Raw genomic sequence first — 20,735 nt, forward strand, 5'->3', positions numbered from 1 at the left:
CTCTTCCCGGGGCCGGGGCCGCACCTTGATTTGGCAGCGCCCGCGAAAAGGCCTAGGCTGGACCGTCCGAAAGGAGTCGCCGGTGCCCCGCCTTGCATTGCTCTGCTCCGCCCTGCTGGCCGCCGCGCCGCTGTCGGCGGAGTCCCCCGCCCCGCTCCCCGCCGACCTGCACCTGGTCCCGGTCGCTCCCGACACGAAACCACGCCCCTGGGCTATATTCTTCCCACGCGCCGCCGGGGTCGGCATGCTCGCACCCGGCAATCAATATGCCGACCTTGGCCGATATCTGAATGATCGCGGCATCGACGTCGTGATCGTGGACGACGACGCGGCGCTCAAACGGCTCGCCCCGAAGGGATCGGCGGGTGAAAAGCGCGCGACGATTGCGCTCGACGCGATCGCACGGCTGCGTGAGCAGGGCCGCTTCGACATGCGCTGCCCCGGCGTCGTCGTCGGCTGGTCGCGCGGCGGCGAAGGCGCACTCACGCTGGCATCGAGCAAGCAAGGCACTGACAGCGGCATTCGCGCCGCGATCGTCTATTATCCCTCGGTCGGCGGCCAGCCGTCCCCTTGGCCGCAGCGGATGCCGGTGCTCGCGCTGCAAGGTACCGCCGACGGGACCGCACCGGCCAAAAAGCTCGAAGCCCTCGCCGCCGGGCGTGTGAAGAACGCCGAATATCCGTTCATCGTAAAGCGCTACCCCGGCGCCAAACATCGTTTCGACGTCGCACACCCGGTCGACGATCCGGCAAGCGCGACGACGGAAGAGGATTTCGACGCCAATGCGCACGCCGACGCCCGCGAGACGATCGGCGACTTTCTGTTCGAACGGGGGATCAGCTTCGAAAGCTGCGCGCTCGACTAGGCTCCGGCGGCAGTCAGCGCCGCAAGTTGCTCGGCGGTCAGCGTCAGATTCTCGCTGCCCATGATCTCGTCGAGTTGCGCGACGCTCGTCGCGCTCGCGATGGGCGCGGTGACGCCCGGCTGGGCGGCGACCCAGGCAAGCGCGATCTGCGACAGGGTGGCACCCGTCTCCGCCGCTATGGTATCCATCGCCGCCAGCATCGCCGGCCCCTTGCCCTCGACATAGGGCTTCACGCGCGGGCCGCGCGCGCTTTGGCCGATGTCATCGACGCTGCGATATTTGCCCGACAAATACCCCGAAGCGAGGCTGAAATAGGTGACGACACCCAGCCCCTCGGCAACGCACAAATCCTGCAGCGCGCCCTGATATTGGCCGCGATCGAGCAGGTTGAGTTCGGGCTGCATCACCGTGAAACGCGGCAGGCCGTTGCCGTCGGCCACGCGCAGCGCCTCGGCCAGCCGATCGGCCGAATAGTTGGACGCGCCGATCGCGTCCACGACGCCCGCGTCGACCAGTTCGCCGAACGCGCCGAGCACCTCGTCCAACGGCACGTCCGGATCGTCCTTGTGCGCGAAATACAGGTCGATCCGGTCGGTGCCGAGCCGGTCGAGCGAACCCTGCACCGCCTCGCGGATGCGATCAGGCTTCAGCCCGCCGGGCATCATGCCGACCTTGGTCGCGATCATCACCCGGTCGCGCGCGCCGCCGGCCTTCAGCCAAGCGCCCATCATGCGCTCGGACTCGCCGCCCTTGTGGCCCGGCACCCAGGCCGAATAGACGTCGGCGGTGTCGATCATGCCGCCGCCCAGTTCGACGAATCGGTCGAGCACGGCGAAGCTCGCGTCGCGGTCCGCGGTCATGCCGAAGACATTGCCGCCGAGCATGAAGGGCCGGATCGACAGGCCGCTCTGGCCCAATGCGCGTTCGGTCATGGCTTGCCTTTCACCGTCGCAACGGCCTCGCGCGGGTTGTCGCTGAACAGCCCGTCGATGCCGGTTTTCAGATAGGCGTCGATCTCGGCGCCCAGATCGCCATGGCCGGCGGGATTGATGCCCCCCTTGTCGGCGAGCGGCAGGAAATAATTTTCGCGGCGAAAGGTCCAGGGATGAACCTTGAGTCCTGCCGCATGGGCGTCCGCCACCAGCGTCGTCGGCTCGCCCAGCGTTCCGAGCGCGCCGCGCGGGATGACCATCGCCTTGTTGGGTCCGATACCGTCGGCATAGGCGGCGATGGCTTTCAGCCCGGCAGGCGTCGCCATGGCGGCATAGGTCGTCTTCGCATCGTCGGCAGGACCGCCTTCGCCGTCCATCAACTGGATCAGCGGCAGGTCGCTCCTGGCGCGGATCGCCTTGAGGTTGGCGACCTCGAAGCTCTGGATGAACACCGGTGCGCTGCGGCCCCGATAGCCATAGCGGTCAAGCGTCGCCAGCAGTGTCGCCTCGTGCGGCAGGCCGATCGAGGCGAAATAGCTAGGATGCTTGGTCTCGGGATAGACTCCGACCGGCTCCTTCCGCCCCTTGTTCACCCGAACCAGCAGGTCGAGAATTTCCTCGAAGGTCGGGATCTCGTACCGCCCGTCATAGTCGGTACTGCGCAATTGCGGCAGCCGCTCCTTCGCGCGTAGCGTCTTGAGCTCGGCGAGGGTGAAATCCTCGGTGAACCATCCGGTAAATTCGGTCCCGTCGATCCGCTTGGTCGCCTTGCGATCCGCGAATTCGGGATGATCGGCGACGTCGGTGGTCTCCGAAATCTCATTCTCGTGGCGCGCGACGAGCACACCGTCCTTGGTCAGCACGAGGTCGGGTTCGATATAGTCGGCACCGAGGTCGATCGCGAGCAGATAGCCTTCAAGCGTATGTTCGGGGCGCTCGCCCGACGCGCCGCGGTGCGCGATGACGATCGGGGCCTTGCCGTCGAGCGTCGGTTGCTGCGCCGCCATCGGCTCAGCCCCGCACGCCGCGAGCAGCAGCGCCGGCACCACCGCCCAGCGCCGGATCATGCAAAACGCGTCTGCCATTCGGCGGCCGAAAAGCCCGCGCTCACCCCGTCGTCCGCCTCGACCACCGGCCGTTTGATCATCGCCGGCTGGTCGAGCATCAAGGCCTTGGCCTTGCCCGCATCCAGATCCGCCTTGTCCGCGTCGGGCAGCTTGCGAAAGGTCGTCCCGGCCTTGTTGAGCAATTTTTCCCAGCCGATCGCGTCGATCCAGGATTGCAGCGTCGCGGGATCGAGCCCGTCCTTGCGAAAATCGTGGAATCTGTACGGAACGCCCGCCGCATCGAGCCAGGTCCGCGCCTTTTTCACCGTGTCGCAATTGGGAATTCCGTACAAAGTCAGTGCCATATATAGTCCATGTTAGAAGCCGCCGATGACAATAATGCGGCAGACCCTAAGCGATGGGTGGCAGGTCGGCAATGCGGGCGTTGGCGTTCGCCAATTTACCGCGAAGCGCGCGCGCAAAGCCTTCGTGCAGCGTGGCGGCGATGCCCGGATTGGCGGTGAGATAGGCGCGCAGCGAATGCGCCGGGATGAACCACATCCGCGCGTTGCTCGCGAGCAAGACGGTCCCGGTCGCATGGCTGCCGTCGAGCACTGTCGCCTCGCCGATCAGCGTCCCGCCCGCCACGGTGCCGACGTCGATGCCCTCGCGCCGGATCGTCGCAACCCCATCGGCAAGGTAAAAGAGGCTGGGCGCCGCCTGGTCCTCGCGGATCAAGACCTCGCCGCGCCGCGCCGAAATCCAGTGCCCCTGATCGATCAGCCGGCGCGCATTGCTCGGGCTGAGCGCTTCGAAGTGCAGCCGCCGCAATTCCTGTTCCTCCGGCGAAAAAGCCACCTGGGCATCGCCGATCCAGTCCCGCCCCACCTGTCCGAGGTTGACCGCGAGGATCAGCCCGACGAGCAGCGAATAGCCGGCGCCCGGCGCGTGAAACAGGGTGAGCGGCAGCGCGATCAGCGCCGCAAGCGCCAGCCCGATGCGGACGTGCGTCAGGGTCAGCGCGAAGCTGGTTCCGAGCACCAGCAAAAGTGCGCCATATCCGAACCAGGCGGGATCGAAACTCGCCATATGAATCTTTTCAACAGGTGGCCCCTTACCTGGGCCACTAAGTGTAGAAGGTTACGGATTGCCGAACGGACGATCACGATCCCCGCGCGCACGTCCCAAAACCATAGCAAACTATCAGTTTTTCGCGGCAAAGAAAAGCACAGGTGCGCAAAAGCCGCGCCGATGCTAATTTCCTGATCCTTGCCTCCATGGTCCATTCGCGCCATGGCGGCGCGCGATTCGATTTTTGGATTTTGATTATGACACAGCCATGGCAGCCGCACAGCTGGCGCTCGCACGAAGCCCGCCAGCTTCCCACCTATTCGGACGAGGTCGCGCTCGCCGCGGCCGAGCGCGAGCTGTCGAATTATCCGCCGCTGGTGTTTGCCGGCGAGGCGCGCGAACTGACCAGTGAACTCGGCCGCGTCGCCGAGGGCAAGGCGTTCCTGCTCCAGGGCGGCGACTGCGCCGAAAGCTTCGCCGAATTCCATCCGAACAACATCCGCGACACCTTCCGCGTGCTGCTCCAGATGGCGGTGGTGCTGACCTTCGCGTCGAAAATGCCGGTGGTGAAGCTCGGCCGCATGGCGGGCCAGTTCGCCAAGCCGCGTTCGGCCGACATGGAAGACATCGATGGCGTCGAGCTGCCCAGCTATCGCGGCGACATCATCAACGACATCGCGTTCGAAGCATCGGGCCGCGCGCCCGACCCGCAGCGCATGGTCAAGGCGTACAACCAGTCGGCGGCAACGCTGAACCTGCTGCGCGCCTTCGCGGGCGGCGGCTATGCCAATCTGCGCCAGGTCAACGCCTGGACGCACGACTTCATGGACCGCAGCCCCTGGGCGAAGAAATATCAGGAAACCGCCGCGCGCATTTCCGAAGCGCTCGCCTTCATGGAAGCCTGCGGCGTCACCCCCGAAACGGTGCCGCAGATCAAGGGCACCAGCTTTTACACCAGCCATGAAGCGCTGCTGCTTCCCTATGAGCAGGCGCTGACGCGGCAGGACAGCCTGACCGGCGGCTGGTACGACACCTCGGGCCATATGCTGTGGGTCGGCGACCGCACCCGCTTCGAAGGCTCCGCGCATATCGAGTACCTCCGCGGCATCGGCAATCCCGTCGGCATGAAGTGCGGACCGAGCCTCGAAGCCGACGTGCTGCTGCGCCTGCTCGACACGCTCAATCCCAATCATGTCGCGGGCCGCATGACGCTGATCACACGCTATGGCCATGACAAGATCGAGGCGCACCTGCCGCGGCTTGTCCGCGCGGTGAAGGAATCGGGGCATCCTGTCGTCTGGTCGTGCGACCCGATGCACGGCAATGTCATCAAGACGCCCAACGGCTACAAGACGCGCCCGTTCGAGCGCATCCTCGCCGAAGTGCGCGGCTTCTTCGCCGTCCACCGCGCCGAGGGTACGCATGGTGGCGGCATCCATATCGAGATGACCGGCCAGAATGTCACCGAATGCACCGGCGGCGCGATGGACGTGACCCAGATGGACCTCGCCGACCGCTATCACACCCATTGCGACCCGCGTTTGAACGCGGGTCAGTCGCTGGAACTGGCGTTCCTGCTGGCCGAAATGCTCAATCAGGAAATGAGCGAACGGGCGAAGCAGGCGGCCTGATCAGCCTCATCAACTCGTCATTGCGAGGAGCGAAGCGACGCGGCAATCCAGAGCAGGCGTAAACCGCCCTGGATTGCTTCGCTTCGCTCGCAATGACGAAGCCTTTTTCCCCGGCCCTATTTCTCCGTTCCCGACCAAGCCTTGGTGTCGGCGAACACCCGGCCGAGCGCGACGTGCAGGTCGGCATCCTCCGCCGCGCCGCCGAGCGGGATCGCGTCGCTGAAATTGTCGGCGGCCTTGTGATAGTCGCTGCCGAGGAATTTCTCGAGCAACGGCATGTCCGAGAAACTTCCCCCGACCATCAGCGACGGCACGCCTTTGGCGCCGAGCGCCCAGCCGTCCTGCCGCTGGACAAAGGCATCGGCCTCGCCATCCTCGTCGAGCTTGCGGCCGAGGTCGGTGGAAACCTTGCGCACCACCGCGTCATAGGCGGGACGCCCGCGCCCGATCGTCGCGACCGGGGTGCCGCGCGGCGAGATGGCGATGGTGTCGATATTGAGCGCGACGGTGATGTCGCCCAGCGGCACCATCGGATGGTCGGCGAAATAAGCGGCGCCGAGCAGGCCCTTTTCCTCGGCGGTCGTCGCCATGAAATAGATGTCGCGGTCGGGGCGCAGGCCGCTGGCGAGCCGCTTGGCGACCTCGGTCAGCACTGCGATGCCGCTCGCATTGTCGACCGCGCCGTTGCAGATCCGGTCGGCGTCGCCCTCGTCGCCGCAGATCCCCAGATGGTCCCAATGACCGAGGAACAGCACCGCCTTGCCGTCGGGTTTCGCGCCCGGCAGTTTGGCGATGATATTGTGGCTGGCATAGGGACGCACTTCGGTCTCGGCGCTGAGGTTCGCGGTGACGGCGAGGTCGGTGCCGCGATAATCGGGCGATTTGGCGGCTTCGAGCGCCGCGACCGCCGGCTTACCGACCTTGGTCAGCAAGGCCTGCAGGGCGGGCGCCGCGATGAAGCCCGTCGCCGCCGCGCCGGGCTTGGCGCCGGCAAGCTTGGTGGTCTGCGATCCGAACGATCCCTGCACCGCCGCCCAAGGCAGCGCATCGCTCGCGACGACGAGCACGGCGGTCGCGCCCGCTTCGGCGAGCATCTGGCGCCGGTCGCGATAGCGCGGCATCTTCTCGCCGAACGGCACCGCGTCGGAGAGCAGGATCGCGACCTTGCCCTTCACATCGGCGGCGACCTTGCCCGATGCATCGACACCATAGCCGACGAAGATCACCGGCACGTCCGCCAGCGCCAGCGAGGCGTCGCGTCCGGTCAGGACGATGCTGTCGTCCGACAGCGGAAAGGCGCGGCCGCGTACCTTGAACTGGACGCTGCCCGCGATCGCGGCGCTTTCGACCAGCGGCACCGGTTGCAGCCAGGGGGTTTCGCTGCCCGGCACGGGCTGGAGCCCCATCCTGGCCCATTCGCCGACGACATAGGCGATGGTGCGGTTCTCGCCCTCGGTCCCCGGCGCGCGCCCCTCGAACGCGTCGCTCGCCAGCACGCGCATATGCGCGGCGAGGTCGGCTTCGGTAATCGGGGGATCGACCGGCCTGGCCTGAACGGCGGAAACGGAGACGGCGATCAGAGCGACGGCCGCGATCGCGGCGCGAAATTTTATTGCGTGCATGGCGGCGCGGCATGGCATGTCCGCGAACGACCGGCAAGACGGTTCGTCGAAGCGGATCGGGCGTTTATCGCCCCGCCCGCTCCAGCAGCGCGCGGGCCGCGGCGACATGCATATCTTCGATCATCCGCCCCTGATGTCGCTGCGCCCCGCCGGTCGCCGCGGCAACCAGCGCTTCGGCCTCGGCGATCTCGCGCGTGGACGGCGCAAAGGCGGCATTGCACGGCTCGACCTGCGACGGGTGGATCAGCGTCTTGCCGTCGAACCCCAGCCGCCGCCCCTCGGCGGCTTCCGTCGCAAAACCTTCGGCGTCGTCGATGGCGTTATAGACCCCGTCGAAGCCATATTTCCCGCCCGCCCGCGCCGCGAGCACGATCGCCTGAATCGCGTGGCTCATCGCGCTGCGGTCCATGCCGTCGGGCAGCTTCAGTTCGTAGGCAAGGTCGTTGAGTCCGGCGATCAGGCCCGCGACCGCAGGGTCGGCGGCGATGTCGCGCGCGGCGTAAATCGAGGTCGGCGTCTCGATCATCGCGAGCAAAGGCAGAGCAAGCCCGCGTGCGGGTTCGAGGTCGGCGATCGCATCGACCTTCGGCAGCACCACGGCATCGAGCGGCAGCCCGGCGACCGCGTTGATGTCGGCCGCCTGATGCTCGCTCCCGGTGCCGTTGATCCGCACCGCGATCCGCTTGCCCGGGAACCCAGCGACCACCGCCGCACGCATCGCGGCACGCGCCTCTTCCTTGCGGTCGCCGGGCACCGCATCCTCAAGGTCGACGATCAGCATGTCGGCCGCAAGCCCCTGCGCCTTCTCCAGTGCGCGGGCGTTGGAACCGGGAACATAGAGCAGCGAGCGGGGCGCAAAATCGATCATGCGCTTTTCTGTGGCGCAAGCCGGGCAATGTCGCAATAAGTTAGCGCCAGAGGTTTGCGACCAAGCAGAGGGGATTTGTCATGGGTTTTGGGTTTGCCATCGCGATCGTGGTGCTCGCCTTGTTCTTCCTGATCTGGGCGATGACGCCGGTCCGGCAGGGCTTCAGCTATACGATCGAACGGTTCGGACGCTACACACACACCGCGCAGCCGGGGCTCAACTTCATCACCCCCTTCTTCGATCGTGTCGGCCGCAAGGTGAACATGATGGAACAGGTGCTCGATATCCCGGGCCAGGAAATCATCACCAAGGACAATGCGATGGTCGCGGTCGACGGCGTCGTCTTCTTCCAGGTGCTCGACGCCGCGAAGGCCGCTTACGAAGTCAGCGACCTCTATCTTGCGATCATGAACCTGACGACGACCAACCTGCGCACCGTGATGGGTTCGATGGACCTCGACGAAACACTGTCGAAGCGCGACGAGATCAACGCGCGCCTGCTGCACGTCGTCGACGATGCGACGACGCCGTGGGGCGTCAAGATCACCCGCGTCGAGATCAAGGACATCCGCCCGCCCGCCGACATTTCGAACGCGATGGCGCGGCAGATGAAGGCCGAGCGCGAAAAGCGCGCCAACATCCTCGAAGCCGAAGGCATGCGCGCGTCGGAGATCCTGCGCGCCGAGGGTGAGAAGCAGGGCCAGATCCTGCAGGCCGAAGGCCGCCGCGAGGCGGCCTTCCGCGACGCCGAGGCGCGCGAACGCGAAGCCGAGGCCGAAGCCAAGGCGACCCAGATGGTGTCGGACGCGATCGCGAGCGGCAATGCCCAGGCGATCAACTATTTCATCGCGCAGAAATATGTCGAGGCGGTCGGCCAGTTCGCGACCAGCCCCAATGCCAAGACGATCCTGTTCCCGGTCGAGGCGACGCAGTTGATCGGCACGCTCGGCGGCATCGGCGAACTCGCCAAGGATGCGCTGGCCAGCCGCGAAGGGAGCCGCTGACATGCCCGACTGGATTGCGAACATGGAGCCGCATTGGGCGTGGTTGTCGATCGGCGTCCTGCTCGCAGCGGCCGAGATCGTCGCGCCGGGCTTCTTCCTCGTCTGGCTCGGCGCCGCCGCGATCGTCACCGGCATCGTCGCGTGGATCGTCCCGATCGGTGTCCCGCTGCAGCTCGCCATCTTTGCCATATTGTCGATCGTCGCGCTTTACGCGGGGCGCAAATATCTGCGCGACAATCCGATCACCACCACCGACCCGCTGCTCAACCAGCGCGGCGGGCGGCTGGTCGGCGAAGTGCTGACGGTGACCAAGGCGATCGAAGACGGCCGTGGCCGCGCCAAGGTCGGCGACGGCGAATGGCCGGTGCGCGGCCCGGATACCGCCGAAGGCACGAAGGTCCGCGTCGTCAGCGCCGAGGGCGGGTTGCTGGTGGTGGAACTGGCTTAGGCTAAACCACATCTCGTCATTGCGAGGAGCCGAAGGAGATTGCTTCGCTCCGCTCGCAATGACGAATATCTCTATCCGCCGCGCGGTCGCGCGTAGATATTAACGATCTCGGGTAGCACGTCGCTCGATCCGGTCAGGCCGAACCCCAGCTTCGCCGCGACGCGCTCCGATGCGCCATGTCCCGGTTCGATGATGCAACGGATGTCCGCCGCGTCGAGGTTCGCGTCGGCCCAGGCCAGCGCCGCGCCCATCGCCTCGGTCGCGAGGCCGCCGCCCCAATGGTCGGCGTCGAACGCCCAACCCGCCTCGGGCTGTCCTTCGAGTTCGGGGATGCCGCGACCGAAATAGCTTAAGCCCCCCATGCCGATCAGCCTGTCGGTGACCTTGTCGGCAAACACCCAATAACCAAAGCCCATCACCGGCCATAGCCCGGCGGCCGACAGGAACTTGCCCCAGCTGACGTCGGGGGGGCGCGGCTCGCCGCCGATGAAGCGCGTCACGCGCTCGTCGGCCCACATCGCGATATGGTCGGCTTTGTCCGACAGGCGGTGCTCGCGCAGGCGCAGGCGGTCGGTTTCGATGATCGGGGGCGTCGTGAACATGGCGCCGGGCTATCAGCGCACACGACGCGCCGCAAGCCGCTGATCCCGCAAAGGCGAAGCCCCGAAAATGGGGAGAGAGAGCCCTTTGGAGGCTCCGCCTTTACGAGCCGGTCAGGCGGCCACGGCCGCCAATTCCTCGTGCCGCGCCGGCGCAGCCGAGCTGTGCTGCGGCATCACCGCATCGACATAATCGCTTTCATATTTGCCGATCAGCGCGCGGTCGTCGTGATTCCACGGGTGGAAGCCGGGCAGGAAATAGCTGAGCCAGGGCAGGAAGCTCTTGCGCAGCACCCCCGGCTTGCCGAGCAGATACCACCAGATGCGCGCCGTGACGCGCCAGCCGGTCAGGCCGTCCTGCTTCAGCAGCGCCTTCATCCCCTTGACGCGCTTCGGCCAGAAGCGGGTGGTGACGAGCAGCATCATGATCGACTTGGCGCGCCAGCGTCTGAAGCGACTCCAGTCCTTCGTCGCGTGCAGCCAGGTGTCATAGGCGACGCCCTTGTGCTCGATCTCCTCGATCGCGTGCCATTTCCACAGCGCCGCCCATTCGGGTTCGGCGCCGGCATACATGCTGTCGTCGCGCAGCATCACCGCTGCCATCATCGCGGTATAATGTTCGAGCGCGATCGTAGCCATCAGGTTGACGATCTGCGGCCGTGCCTTGATCAGGTCGAGGACGTGGTTCACATCGTCTTCGAGCTCGCTGAGGTCGTAACCCGCTTCCGCCGCCTTCTTGTTGAACACCACATGCTCGCGGCTGTGGACCACCTCCTGCTGGGTGAAGGCGCGGATTTCGCGCGCCAATTTGTCGGGCACGCCATCGCGGTGCGCTTTCACCGCCTCGATGAACATCGCCTCGCCGCGCGGGAAGGTCACCGACAGCGCGGTGTGAAAAGCCGAGGCGATCGGGTCGCCGTTCAGCCACCAGCGGCCCTGCCGGTCGTCGCGGCCGAAGCGCATGTCGCGCGGCGTGATCGCAAGGTCGGCGGGGGTCGGGTTGTGGGAAAAGCTGGACATATGGTCTGCACCGTCGAAAAGGAGAGGAAGGGCGTGGGGACGTCCTATGGGGCATATGTTAAAGGTTACTTACAGTGGTGTCAATAGTAGCGAAGAAGCGCCTGAGTCCCGAAGAGAGCCGGTCGGCAGCGCTTGAGGCGGCGCGGACGATCCTGATCGAGATGGGGCCGGCGGCGGTGACGCTGAAAGCCGTGGCGGCGCGCATCGACCGCACCCACGCCAATCTGCTGCATCATTTCGGCAGCGCGGCGGGACTGCAAAAGGCACTCGCCGCCTATCAGGCCGAAACCGTCTGCGCGACGATCGGCCGGAAGATGGCGGAATCGCCACCGGGCGAACGCAATGTGCGCGAGATCGTCGACCTCGCCTTCGATGCCTTCAACGAGGGCGGCGCCGGCGCGCTCGCGACCTGGATGGCTGCGACGGGCAACGAGGATGCGCTCGACCCGATCGTCGAGGCGATCCACCGGCTGATCGACAACATCGCGCCCGACGCGCATGAAAAGCGCCTGATGCACGAAGATACGCTGGCACTGGTGCTGATGGCACTGGGCGATGCGCAGCTCGGCGGCCCGATGGCCGAGGCGCTCGACCTGCCGCGCGACACGTCGCGGGTGCTGGCGACCGAATTGATCACCGGCAGGATCGCGAAATTCTGGGCTGAGCACGGCGGCAAGCCTGCTGCCTGAAGGCTAGCAATTTTGGTGCGCGCGCGCTAAGGGGCCGCATCCCGTCATTCCGTTCGCATCGAGCGAAGTCGAGACTCCCTTCGGTCGTGTGCCCCGATGGGTGTCTCGACTTCGCTCGACACGAACGGGATTTGATGTGTAGTTTTCCCGTCTCCCGCGCCCAAAGGCCCCGCCATGCATTTCCTCGATCAAGCCAAGATATTCGTGAAGTCCGGTGACGGCGGCCCCGGCGCCGTCAGTTTCCGGCGCGAGAAATATGTCGAATATGGCGGTCCCGACGGCGGCAACGGCGGCAAGGGCGGCGACATCATCTTCGAAGCGGTCGCCGGGCTCAACACGCTGATCGACTTTCGCTACACCCAGCATTTCAAGGCCAAGCGCGGCACCCCCGGTGCCGGCCGCGACCGCACCGGCGCCGGCGGCCCCGACCTCTTGATCAAGGTACCGATCGGCACCCAGATCCTCGACGACGACGAAGAGCGCAGCCTGCTCGCCGACCTGACCAAGGAGGGCGAACAGGTCACCTTCCTGCGCGGCGGCGACGGCGGGCGCGGCAATGCAAGCTACAAGACCAGCACCAACCGCGCCCCGCGCCAGCACGGCCCCGGTTGGCCCGGCGAGGAGATGTGGGTGTGGCTGCGGTTGAAGCTGCTCGCCGACGCGGGGCTGGTCGGGTTGCCCAATGCCGGCAAATCGACCTTCATCAATGCGGTGAGCAATGCGCAGGCCAAGGTCGGCGCCTACGCCTTCACCACGCTGCGCCCGCAGCTCGGCGTCGTCAGCCACAAGGGCAATGAATTCGTCGTCGCTGACATCCCCGGCCTGATCGAGGGCGCCGCCGACGGCGCCGGGGTCGGAGACCGCTTCCTCGGCCATATCGAACGCTGCCGCGTGCTGCTCCACCTCGTCGACGCGAACGACGAGGATGTCGCGACCAGCTATCGCATCGTGCGCAACGAGCTTGAGGCCTATGGTGCCGACCTGCTCGACAAGCCGGTGGTGGTCGCGCTCAACAAGGTCGACACGCTCGACGACGAGCTGATCGCGGCGTTGTCGGCCGAACTCGCCAAGGAAAGCGGCCATCCCGTGATGGCGCTGTCGGGCGCGAGCGGCGCGGGCATCGAAGCCGTGCTCGACAAGCTGCTCGAAGCCGTCGCGGGCGACGTCGCGGGCGAAGACCCCGACAGCGATGCCGACGCCCTATGGTCTCCCGTCTAGGAACCAAGCGCCGAGGCGGGACTTGGGTGAGGGAACAGCTGGAGTTCCCGATGCCCCCTCGTCGCCTGATCCCCTATACTCTCGCCGCCTCGTCCTTGCTGGCGTTGACGGCACCTGTCTTCGCGCAAGAGGCCGAAACCCCCGCCCCCAAACGCACGCGCATCATCGCGGGGCCGCAGCTTTCGCCAGCCTGGCCGGGCGCGAAAGACCTGTCGATCGGCCCCTATCTCGATCTCTCGCGCGAGCATGAAGGCACCGAATTCACCTTCGAAGCCGCCGACGAAAGCTTCGGCGCGCCGCTCCTCCAGGCCGGCGACTTCGCCTTCGGCCCGGCCTTCGGCTTCGTCGGCAAACGCACCGCCGCCGATGTCGGCGCCAACCTGCCCAAGGTCGGCCTGACGATCGAAGCGGGCGGGTTCGCGCAGGTGTCGCTGACCCCGAACTTTCGCCTGCGGGCCGAGGCCCGGCGGGGCCTCGGCGGCCATGACGGCTTCGTCGGCGAGGTCAGCGCCGATTATGTCCTGCGCGACGGCGACGACTGGCTCTTCTCCGTCGGCCCGCGCGTGACGCTCGGCGACGGCAAATATCAGCGCGCCTATTTCGGGGTGAGTCCGGCCGCGGCGGCCGCCTCGGGCCTTCCCGCCTTCGATATCGACGGCGGCGTTCACGCGGTCGGGCTGACCGCCGGTTATCTCCGCCAGCTCAGCCCGAACTGGGGCCTCGCGGCCTATGCCCGCTACGACCGCCTCGTCGGCGACGCCGCGCGCTCGCCCGTCGTCCGCCAGCTGGGGTCGCGCGACCAGCCGTCGGTCGGCGTCGCGCTCAGCTACACCTTCGGCGGAGATCGCTGAGCAAAGCCATTGGCGCGCGGCGCCGCGCGCGCTATCGGCGGCGCCATGAGCCTGTTTCCGCCCGCCGCCTGCCCCCGTCTGATCGTCAAGATCGGTTCGGCGTTGCTCGTCGATCCGGACGGCGCGGTGCGGCGAGACTGGCTGACCGGCATCGCCGCCGACATCGCCGCACGCACCAGGGCCGGCCAGCAGGTCGCGGTCGTCTCGTCGGGCGCGATCGCGCTCGGCGCGCGGCGGCTGGGGCTGGCCAAGGGCGGGCGCGCCAGCCTCGAGGATGCGCAGGCCGCCGCCGCAACCGGACAGATCGCGCTGTCGCAGGTGTGGGCCGAGGTGCTTGGCGCCGAGGGGCTGACCGCGGCGCAGATGCTCGTCACGCTCGACGACCTCGAACATCGCCGCCGTTACCTCAACGCCGCCGCGACGCTCGACCGCCTGCTCAGCCTCGGCGTGGTGCCGATCATCAACGAGAATGACAGCGTCGCGACCGAGGAGATCCGTTTTGGCGACAACGACCGGCTCGCCGCGCGCGTGGCGCAGGCGGCGGGCGCCGACGGCGTGATCCTGCTGTCGGACATCGACGGGCTGTACGACCGCAACCCCGCGCAGGATGGCGCCGTCCATATCGCGCGGATCGAACGCATCGACGCCGCCATCGAGGCGATGGCCGACACCGGGTCGGCCTCGGGCATGGGGTCGGGCGGCATGGTGTCGAAGATCGCGGCGGCGCGGATCGCCAACGCCGCGGGCGCGCATCTCGCGATTGCGTCGGGGCGCATCGACCACCCGCTCTCGACCGAAGCGCGGCACAGCCTGTTCGTCGCCGAAAAGGGCGCGAGCGCGCGCAAGGCATGGCTCGCCGGCGGGCTGACCGCGAAGGGCCGGCTGGGTATCGACGCCGGCGCGGTCAAGGCGCTGCGCGGCGGCGCCAGCCTGCTCGCCGCCGGGGTCGCGACGGTGACCGGCAATTTCGCGCGCGGCGACATTCTCGACATCGCCGGTCCCGATGATCGCGTCGTCGCGCGCGGCCTTGCCGAATATACCGCCGCCGACGCGGCCGCGATCCTCGGCCTCGGCCGCGACGCGCAAGAGGCGGCGCTCGGCTATGCGCCGCGCAGCGCCGTCGTCCACCGCGACCATATGGTGCTGCTGTGACCGCGCCGGTGCTGGCGATGACCGGCGCGACCGGCTTTGTCGGCGGCGCGACGATGCGGCGCGCGATAGAACAGGGCTGGCACGTCCGCGCCCTCACCCGCCGCCGGCAGGAGCAGCGCGACGGCGTCACCTGGATCGCCGGCGCGCTCGACCAGCCCGAGACGCTCGCCGAGCTCGCGGCGGGCAGCGACATCGTCCTGCACATCGCGGGTGTCGTCAATGTGCCCACCCGCGCCGCGTTCGAAGCCGGCAACGCCACCGCGACCAGCAACGTCGTCGATGCCGCGCGCGGCGCAGGGGTCACCCGCTTCGTCCATGTCTCATCGCTCGCGGCGCGCGAGCCGGACCTCTCCAACTACGGCTGGTCGAAGGCGCGCGCCGAAACGATCGTCAAGGCGAGCGGGCTCGACTGGACGATCGTTCGCCCGCCCGCGGTGTTCGGACCCGGCGATACCGAGATGCTCGACATTTTCCGCATGGCGCGGCGCGGCATCGCGCTGCTGCCGCCCGCCGGACGGATGTCGGCAATCTACGTCGAGGAACTCGCGCGCCTGCTCGTCGCGCTCGCCGCCGATCGCGACGCCAGCATCGGCGCCATTTACGAACCCGACGACGGGAAGCCCGGCGGCTGGTCGCATCGCAGCTTTGCCCGAGCGGTCGGGCGTGCCGTCGGCCGCAGCCATGTCTCGACCCTCACTATTCCGGCGACCTTGCTCAAGGCCGGCGGGCGGATCGACAAGCTGGTGCGCCGCAGCCGCGCCAAGCTGACCCCCGACCGCGCGCGCTATATCGCGCATCCCGACTGGGTCGCCACCGACGGCGCCGGCCCGCCGCCGGACCTCTGGCGCCCCGAACTCGACACCGGCGATGCGCTGACCGAAACCGTCCGCTGGTACCGCCGCGAAAACTGGCTCTGACGCCGCCGGTGGGGCGTCATCGCCCGCCGGTCGAAGCGTGCATTGCCAAGGGCCAGCCGCATCCCTAGGTTTGCGCGCATGACCGACAGCACCGCGAACACGCCCAACGATCCCGCCGGCCCTTGGGCCATCCCCGTTCGCCGCCCGCTGCCCGGCGAGGACAAGCCGAAAGGCACGACCAGCTTTCCGCGCAAGGTCTGGAACCTGCTCGTCGCGATCAAGGACGGGTTGGCGCTCATCTTCCTGCTCCTCTTCTTTGTCGTGCTCTTCGGCCTGTTCGCGGGGCGCCCCAATCCATCGCTGCCGGTCAGCGAAGGCGCTTTGCTGCTCCAGCTCGACGGCGTCGTCACCGAACAGCCCGCCGAGATCGATCCGTTCGCGGCGCTGTCGGGCGGCAACAACCTCAAGGAAATTCGCGTCCGCGACGTCGTTCACGCGCTCGAAACCGCGGCCGACGACAAGCGTATCACGTCGGTGGTGCTCGACCTCGACCGCTTTCTTGGCGGCGGCCAGGTCTCGCTCGCCGAAATCGGTGACGCGCTCGACAAGGTCCGCGCACAGAAAAAGCCCGTCCTCGCCTTCGCCACCGCCTACACGACCGACAGCTATCAGCTCGCCTCGCACGCCAGCGAAATATGGGCCGACCCGATCGGCGGCGTCGCGATCGCCGGACCCGGCGGTTCGCGGCTCTATTACAAGGGGCTGATGGACAAGCTCGGCGTCACCGCGAACATCTATCGCGTCGGAACCTTCAAGAGCGCGGTCGAACCCTATTTGCGCGCCGACCAGTCGCCCGAGGCGAAACAGGCCGACCTCGCCTATGCCGGCGCCCTGTGGGAAAATTGGCTGGCCGACGTCAAAAAGGCCCGCCCGAAGGCGAAGATCGATCCCTTCATCGCCGACACCGCGGGTGCGGTGCGCGCCGCGGGCAACGACCTGTCGAAGGCGTCGCTCGACGCCGGGCTGATCGACACGCTCGGCAGCCGGATGGCGTTCAGCAGCCGCGTCGCCGAAATCAGCGGCGCATTCGACGACAGCCAGCCCTGGAACTATAATGCGATCCCGCTCGACAACTGGGTCGCCGCCAATCCGCCGAAGCAGCCCGGCAGCGCGATCGCGGTGGTGCCCGTGATCGGCGAAATCGTCGATGGCGAGGCTCCGAACGGCAGCGCCGGTGGCCAGACGATCGCCCAGCACATCCTCGATGCCGCGGCCGACGACAGCATCAAGGCGATCGTCCTGCGCGTCGATTCGCCCGGTGGATCGGTGCTCGCGTCGGAGGAAATCCGGCAGGCGCTGCTCGCCGCAAAGGCGAAGAAACTGCCCGTGGTCGTGTCGATGGCCAATGTCGCGGCGTCGGGCGGCTACTGGATCGCAACGCCCGCCGACCGCATCTTCGCCGAACCCGACACGATCACCGGGTCGATCGGCGTCTTCGGCATCCTGCCGAGCTTCGAACAAACGCTCGCCAAGGCCGGCGTAACCACCGACGGCATCAAGACGACGCCCTTGTCGGGCCAGCCCGACATCCTCGGCGGGGTGAACGACGAGTTCAACCAGCTGGCGCAGGCCAGCGTCGAGGATATCTACGGGCGCTTCACCGGCCTCGTTGCCAAAAGCCGCAAGCAGCCGATCGAGAAGATCCGCGAGATCGCCGAAGGCCGTGTCTGGGCCGGCGGCACCGCGCGCCAGATCGGGCTGGTCGACCAGTTCGGCGGCCTGCCCGACGCGATTGCCGCCGCGGCTAAACTGGCCAAGGTCGATGGCGACGTTCACGCCAAATATTTCGAGAATGAGCCGAGCGAGTTTTCGAAGATGCTCGCGAGCTGGACCGGCGCCGAACAGGAACCGACCGCGGCGTTGCCTCGCGGCTGGTTCGGCATCGCGGCGATGAACCGCCAGATGATCGAACGCCGCGTCGTGCAGGACCTCTCGCTGCTGACCGAGGCCGGGTCGGTGCAGGCATCGTGCCTCGACTGCCGCGCCTATCTGCCCGCCGTGCCGCGGCCGGGCCAGGCGGAGACCCGGGGTTTCCTCGCCACGCTGGCGTTGTTGATGCGCTGATACTCCCCTCCCGCTTGCGGGAGGGGTCGGGGGAGGGCCTGTTGCCTTCCCGCCTTTACGACATACCCTCCCCTAACCCCTCCCGCGATCGGGAGGGGGACTGTTTGCGCCGCCGCCGCTGGCGCACGAACAGCATCACGAACCCCAGCACAACGGTCACCAGGCTGACCGCCGTGAAGCCGATCAGCAGCGGGTGGTGCGTATCCTCGCGGGTCTGCAGATCCATGATGTGCAGCCCCCAGAAAAAGTCATAGCCGCGCCAATATCCCGTCCGCAGCGCCAGCAACTCGCCGGTATCGGCATCGACATAGGCATGAAGCCCGCCGTCATAGACGATCCGCCACGCCGGACGGTCGCGCCGCAGTTCGATCGGATTGGCGTCGGCGGCGAAGCGGCGTACCGATAGCAGCTTGCCCGGCGCCTTTAGCGCGCCATCGGCGATCACCCGCGCCTCGGCGGCGGTGACGGGCGGCAAGAGCGCGCCGGTCGTCGCATCGGCGGCGCGGCTGTCGTCGCCGGAATAGCGCACCAGCCACACCGGTCTCGCCCCGCGCATCGCCAGCTCCAGCTTTTGCACCGGTCGGCCATTCAGCTGCGGCGGCACCGCCGCCAAGGTCGCGGGGATCGCAACCGGCTCGCTGCGCAAATCGCTGCCGCGCACTTCGTCGATCGGCTTGATCACCATGACCAACCCCGACAGCGTCCACAGGATCAGCGGCACGCCGACCAGCCAGCCAAGCCAGATATGGATGCGGAGCAGCTGCGCGCGCAGCCGCGTCTTCAGCGCGCTCATGCCGCCGCCGCCAGCTCCCGCGCATGACCCGCGATGGCATCGGCGAGCGTATCGACGAGCGCGAGCGGCAGGTCATGCCCAATGCCCGGGATCGTCATCAAGCGCGCGCCGGGGATGCTCGCCGCGGTGTCCTTGCCGCCCGCGAGCGGGACGAGCGGATCGGCCTCGCCATGGATCACCAGCGTCGGCGCGGCGATTGTCTTCAGCATCGCGCGGCGGTCGCCGTCGGCGACGATCGCCGCCATCTGCCGCGCGACGCCCTGCGGGTACCAGCCACGCTCGAAATCGCCGCGCACCCGGCGCTGCAGCCGCTCTTCCTCGGCGGGATAGGCGGGGCTGCCGATCACCCGCGCGGCGCGCACCGAATAGGCGATCATCGCCTCGGGATCGCCGCTCATCGGCCGGTTGGCGAGCACCGCCATCGCGTCCTTGTTGGCGCGCGGCAATCTGGGGTTGCCGGTGGTCGACATGATCGAGGTCAGCGACAGGGTACGGTCGGAATAGCGCGCCGCGATATGCTGCGAAATCATGCCGCCCATCGACGCGCCGACGATATGCGCGCGCTCGATGCCAAGATGGTCGAGCAGCGCCACCCCGTCAGCTGCCATGTCGGCGAGCGTGTAAGCGGGACGCACCGGCAGGCGCAACGCCGCCTTGACGAACATCCATTTCAGGTTGGGCACCCCCGCCGCCTCGAAGCGCGTCGACAGGCCGACGTCGCGATTGTCGTAGCGGATGGTGCGGAAACCATGAGCATTCAACGCATCGACGAATTCGTCGGGCCACAGAGTCAATTGCCCGCCCAGTCCCATCACCAGCAGAATGACCGGCGCATCGCGCGGCCCCTTGTCCTCATAGGTGATGTCGATGCCATTTGCGGTCGTCTGCATTGTCGTCATGGAAAGCCCCTGCAAGGGTCAGGCCCTTCGCGCGGCGATGGTGCTGACATCCGTGTTCACCGACGAACCTGCCACAGCCAGCGTATTTGGCAAGCCCGCGGCGCAGGAGCCGCGCGCGGCACGCAAGTGGCCGAACCGTTCACCCCATCCCGCACACATCGCGAACAGCCGGTCGCGCAGCATCACCGCGGCGAGGATCGGCGGCGCGGCCAATAGCATGACCCCCGCCGTCATCGCCGCATCGCAATCGACCGCGCAGTCGGCCGACGCGACGCCGGCGCCGAAACTGATCAACAAGACTTCCAAGGCCCCCACGCGCCCCTTTCGTGCGATGCGGGCTAGGCGTGGTGGGTTAATCGATTCTGACAGTCCGGCTGCCGTTCGGGTCATTCCGTCCCGAACCGGGACCCGTTCAGCGGTTCGGTTCGCGATACGCGGGCAGCGCAAGCGACCAGTAGATCGCGGCACCGCGCAGGACGAAGCCCGCGACCACACCGCTCAGCGCCGCGACCGGCGTCCCCGTGCCCAGCCAGAGCAGCGCCAGGAACAGCCCCGAGGCGAGCGCCGCCGCGGTGACATAGATTTCAGGCCTGACGATGATCGATGGCACCCCGGCGAGGATATCGCGGATCGTGCCGCCGACGCAGCCGGTGATCACCCCCATCAGCAGCGCAGGCACCGGCGGCACGCCCCACGCCAGCGCCTTGGCGGTGCCGAAGACGGCATAGGCCGCGAGCCCAACGGCATCGGCCCATTCGAGCAACTGCCCCTGCCACCAGCGTTCGGGCGTCACCCAGACGACCAGCGCGATCGCGATGCACACCGCCGCGATCGCCCCGTCCTGCACCCAGAATACCGGCGCGCCGATCAGCAGGTCGCGCACGCTGCCGCCGCCGACCCCGGTCACCAGCGCGAAAAACATCGCGGTGACCAGCGTCTGGCGCAGACGCACCGCCATCAGCGCCCCCGACAAGGCGAACACACCGATCCCGGCAAGATCGAGCAGCCGGATCAGCAGGTCATTGTCGGGGACGGGCATTGCGCGT

22 protein-coding genes are annotated in these 20,735 nt (G+C 67.4%); 10 read left to right on the forward strand and 12 right to left on the reverse strand.

The genetic code is table 11. From position 1 onward, the window contains the following. Positions 1 to 82: 82 nt before the first annotated feature. Complete coding sequence (locus EEB18_RS06590) at positions 83 to 865, forward strand: dienelactone hydrolase family protein (RefSeq protein WP_187141063.1); 783 nt, start codon at positions 83 to 85, stop codon at positions 863 to 865. On the opposite strand, the gene EEB18_RS06595 is transcribed toward EEB18_RS06590, so the two are convergent. From EEB18_RS06595 to EEB18_RS06610, 4 genes are read right to left on the reverse strand one after another with little or no spacing between them, the layout of a single operon-like run. Next, positions 862 to 1,797 (reverse strand): aldo/keto reductase, encoded by a 936-nt coding sequence (locus EEB18_RS06595; RefSeq protein ID WP_187141064.1) that lies wholly within the window; start codon positions 1,795 to 1,797, stop codon positions 862 to 864. The two genes, EEB18_RS06590 and EEB18_RS06595, sit on opposite strands and share 4 nt — an antisense overlap. Then, the gene (locus EEB18_RS06600) at positions 1,794 to 2,864 is read right to left on the reverse strand and encodes a glycerophosphodiester phosphodiesterase (RefSeq protein WP_187141065.1); all 1,071 of its coding nucleotides are present in this window, start codon (positions 2,862 to 2,864) and stop codon (positions 1,794 to 1,796) included. The genes EEB18_RS06595 and EEB18_RS06600 overlap by 4 nt, the downstream gene beginning before the upstream one ends. After that, positions 2,861 to 3,208: an ArsC family reductase gene (locus tag EEB18_RS06605; protein ID WP_056343583.1), complete on the reverse strand. Its 348-nt coding sequence runs from the start codon at positions 3,206 to 3,208 to the stop codon at positions 2,861 to 2,863. The genes EEB18_RS06600 and EEB18_RS06605 overlap by 4 nt, the downstream gene beginning before the upstream one ends. Before the next feature lie 46 nt (positions 3,209 to 3,254). Beyond that, positions 3,255 to 3,932 (reverse strand): Crp/Fnr family transcriptional regulator, encoded by a 678-nt coding sequence (locus tag EEB18_RS06610; RefSeq protein ID WP_056343585.1) that lies wholly within the window; start codon positions 3,930 to 3,932, stop codon positions 3,255 to 3,257. A gap of 239 nt (positions 3,933 to 4,171) precedes the next feature. On the opposite strand from EEB18_RS06610, the gene EEB18_RS06615 reads away from it, so the two are divergent. Next, positions 4,172 to 5,545 carry a class II 3-deoxy-7-phosphoheptulonate synthase gene (locus tag EEB18_RS06615; protein WP_187141066.1) on the forward strand — a complete coding sequence of 458 codons (1,374 nt, stop codon included), beginning with the start codon at positions 4,172 to 4,174 and terminating at the stop codon, positions 5,543 to 5,545. 116 nt (positions 5,546 to 5,661) lie between these two features. Here the strand turns inward: EEB18_RS06615 and EEB18_RS06620 are convergent, their stop codons facing one another. Both EEB18_RS06620 and EEB18_RS06625 read right to left on the reverse strand, forming a co-directional pair. Further along, positions 5,662 to 7,167 carry a M28 family peptidase gene (locus EEB18_RS06620; RefSeq protein WP_262408149.1) on the reverse strand — a complete coding sequence of 502 codons (1,506 nt, stop codon included), beginning with the start codon at positions 7,165 to 7,167 and terminating at the stop codon, positions 5,662 to 5,664. Positions 7,168 to 7,231: 64 nt separating this feature from the next. After that, positions 7,232 to 8,035, reverse strand: coding sequence for an HpcH/HpaI aldolase/citrate lyase family protein (locus tag EEB18_RS06625; RefSeq protein ID WP_187141067.1), 804 nt, complete (start codon positions 8,033 to 8,035; stop codon positions 7,232 to 7,234). Positions 8,036 to 8,115: 80 nt separating this feature from the next. On the opposite strand from EEB18_RS06625, the gene EEB18_RS06630 reads away from it, so the two are divergent. Continuing rightward, the gene (locus EEB18_RS06630; protein WP_187141068.1) at positions 8,116 to 9,039 is read left to right on the forward strand and encodes an SPFH domain-containing protein; all 924 of its coding nucleotides are present in this window, start codon (positions 8,116 to 8,118) and stop codon (positions 9,037 to 9,039) included. A gap of 1 nt (position 9,040) precedes the next feature. Then, positions 9,041 to 9,487 (forward strand): NfeD family protein, encoded by a 447-nt coding sequence (locus EEB18_RS06635; protein WP_056343594.1) that lies wholly within the window; start codon positions 9,041 to 9,043, stop codon positions 9,485 to 9,487. A gap of 71 nt (positions 9,488 to 9,558) precedes the next feature. On the opposite strand, the gene EEB18_RS06640 is transcribed toward EEB18_RS06635, so the two are convergent. Beyond that, positions 9,559 to 10,089, reverse strand: coding sequence for a GNAT family N-acetyltransferase (locus tag EEB18_RS06640; RefSeq protein WP_187141069.1), 531 nt, complete (start codon positions 10,087 to 10,089; stop codon positions 9,559 to 9,561). A gap of 111 nt (positions 10,090 to 10,200) precedes the next feature. Then, on the reverse strand, positions 10,201 to 11,106 hold the full coding sequence (locus EEB18_RS06645) for a metal-dependent hydrolase (RefSeq protein ID WP_187141070.1): 906 nt from the start codon (positions 11,104 to 11,106) through the stop codon (positions 10,201 to 10,203). A gap of 83 nt (positions 11,107 to 11,189) precedes the next feature. Between EEB18_RS06645 and EEB18_RS06650 the strand changes: the two genes are divergently transcribed. From EEB18_RS06650 to sppA, 6 genes are all read left to right on the forward strand, one after another. After that, complete coding sequence (locus EEB18_RS06650) at positions 11,190 to 11,795, forward strand: TetR/AcrR family transcriptional regulator (protein WP_056346987.1); 606 nt, start codon at positions 11,190 to 11,192, stop codon at positions 11,793 to 11,795. A gap of 174 nt (positions 11,796 to 11,969) precedes the next feature. Continuing rightward, entirely contained in the window at positions 11,970 to 13,013 is a 1,044-nt protein-coding gene (gene obgE / locus EEB18_RS06655) for a GTPase ObgE (RefSeq protein ID WP_187141071.1), read from the forward strand. A gap of 50 nt (positions 13,014 to 13,063) precedes the next feature. Continuing rightward, positions 13,064 to 13,864 (forward strand): MipA/OmpV family protein, encoded by an 801-nt coding sequence (locus tag EEB18_RS06660; RefSeq protein ID WP_187141072.1) that lies wholly within the window; start codon positions 13,064 to 13,066, stop codon positions 13,862 to 13,864. 45 nt (positions 13,865 to 13,909) lie between these two features. Then, positions 13,910 to 15,016, forward strand: a complete 1,107-nt coding sequence (proB, locus tag EEB18_RS06665) for a glutamate 5-kinase (protein ID WP_187141073.1) — start codon at positions 13,910 to 13,912, stop codon at positions 15,014 to 15,016. Positions 15,017 to 15,033: 17 nt separating this feature from the next. Next, positions 15,034 to 15,933, forward strand: coding sequence for an NAD(P)H-binding protein (locus EEB18_RS06670; protein ID WP_187141131.1), 900 nt, complete (start codon positions 15,034 to 15,036; stop codon positions 15,931 to 15,933). Positions 15,934 to 16,011: 78 nt separating this feature from the next. Continuing rightward, entirely contained in the window at positions 16,012 to 17,997 is a 1,986-nt protein-coding gene (gene sppA, locus EEB18_RS06675) for a signal peptide peptidase SppA (protein ID WP_187141074.1), read from the forward strand. A 55-nt stretch (positions 17,998 to 18,052) separates the two neighbouring features. Here the strand turns inward: sppA and EEB18_RS06680 are convergent, their stop codons facing one another. From EEB18_RS06680 to EEB18_RS06695, 4 genes are all read right to left on the reverse strand, one after another. Then, a complete protein-coding gene (locus EEB18_RS06680; protein WP_187141075.1) occupies positions 18,053 to 18,790 on the reverse strand; it encodes a PepSY domain-containing protein in 738 nt (245 codons plus the stop codon). After that, positions 18,787 to 19,689, reverse strand: a complete 903-nt coding sequence (locus tag EEB18_RS06685) for an alpha/beta fold hydrolase (protein WP_187141076.1) — start codon at positions 19,687 to 19,689, stop codon at positions 18,787 to 18,789. The genes EEB18_RS06680 and EEB18_RS06685 overlap by 4 nt, the downstream gene beginning before the upstream one ends. Before the next feature lie 18 nt (positions 19,690 to 19,707). After that, entirely contained in the window at positions 19,708 to 19,983 is a 276-nt protein-coding gene (locus tag EEB18_RS06690) for a hypothetical protein (RefSeq protein WP_187141077.1), read from the reverse strand. Positions 19,984 to 20,101: 118 nt separating this feature from the next. Continuing rightward, a complete protein-coding gene (locus EEB18_RS06695) occupies positions 20,102 to 20,728 on the reverse strand; it encodes a trimeric intracellular cation channel family protein (protein WP_187141078.1) in 627 nt (208 codons plus the stop codon). Between the last annotated feature and the right edge of the window lie 7 nt (positions 20,729 to 20,735).

Source organism: Sphingopyxis sp. OPL5 (genome assembly GCF_003797775.2).
In the GTDB taxonomy this organism is placed as follows: Bacteria; Pseudomonadota; Alphaproteobacteria; order Sphingomonadales; family Sphingomonadaceae; genus Sphingopyxis.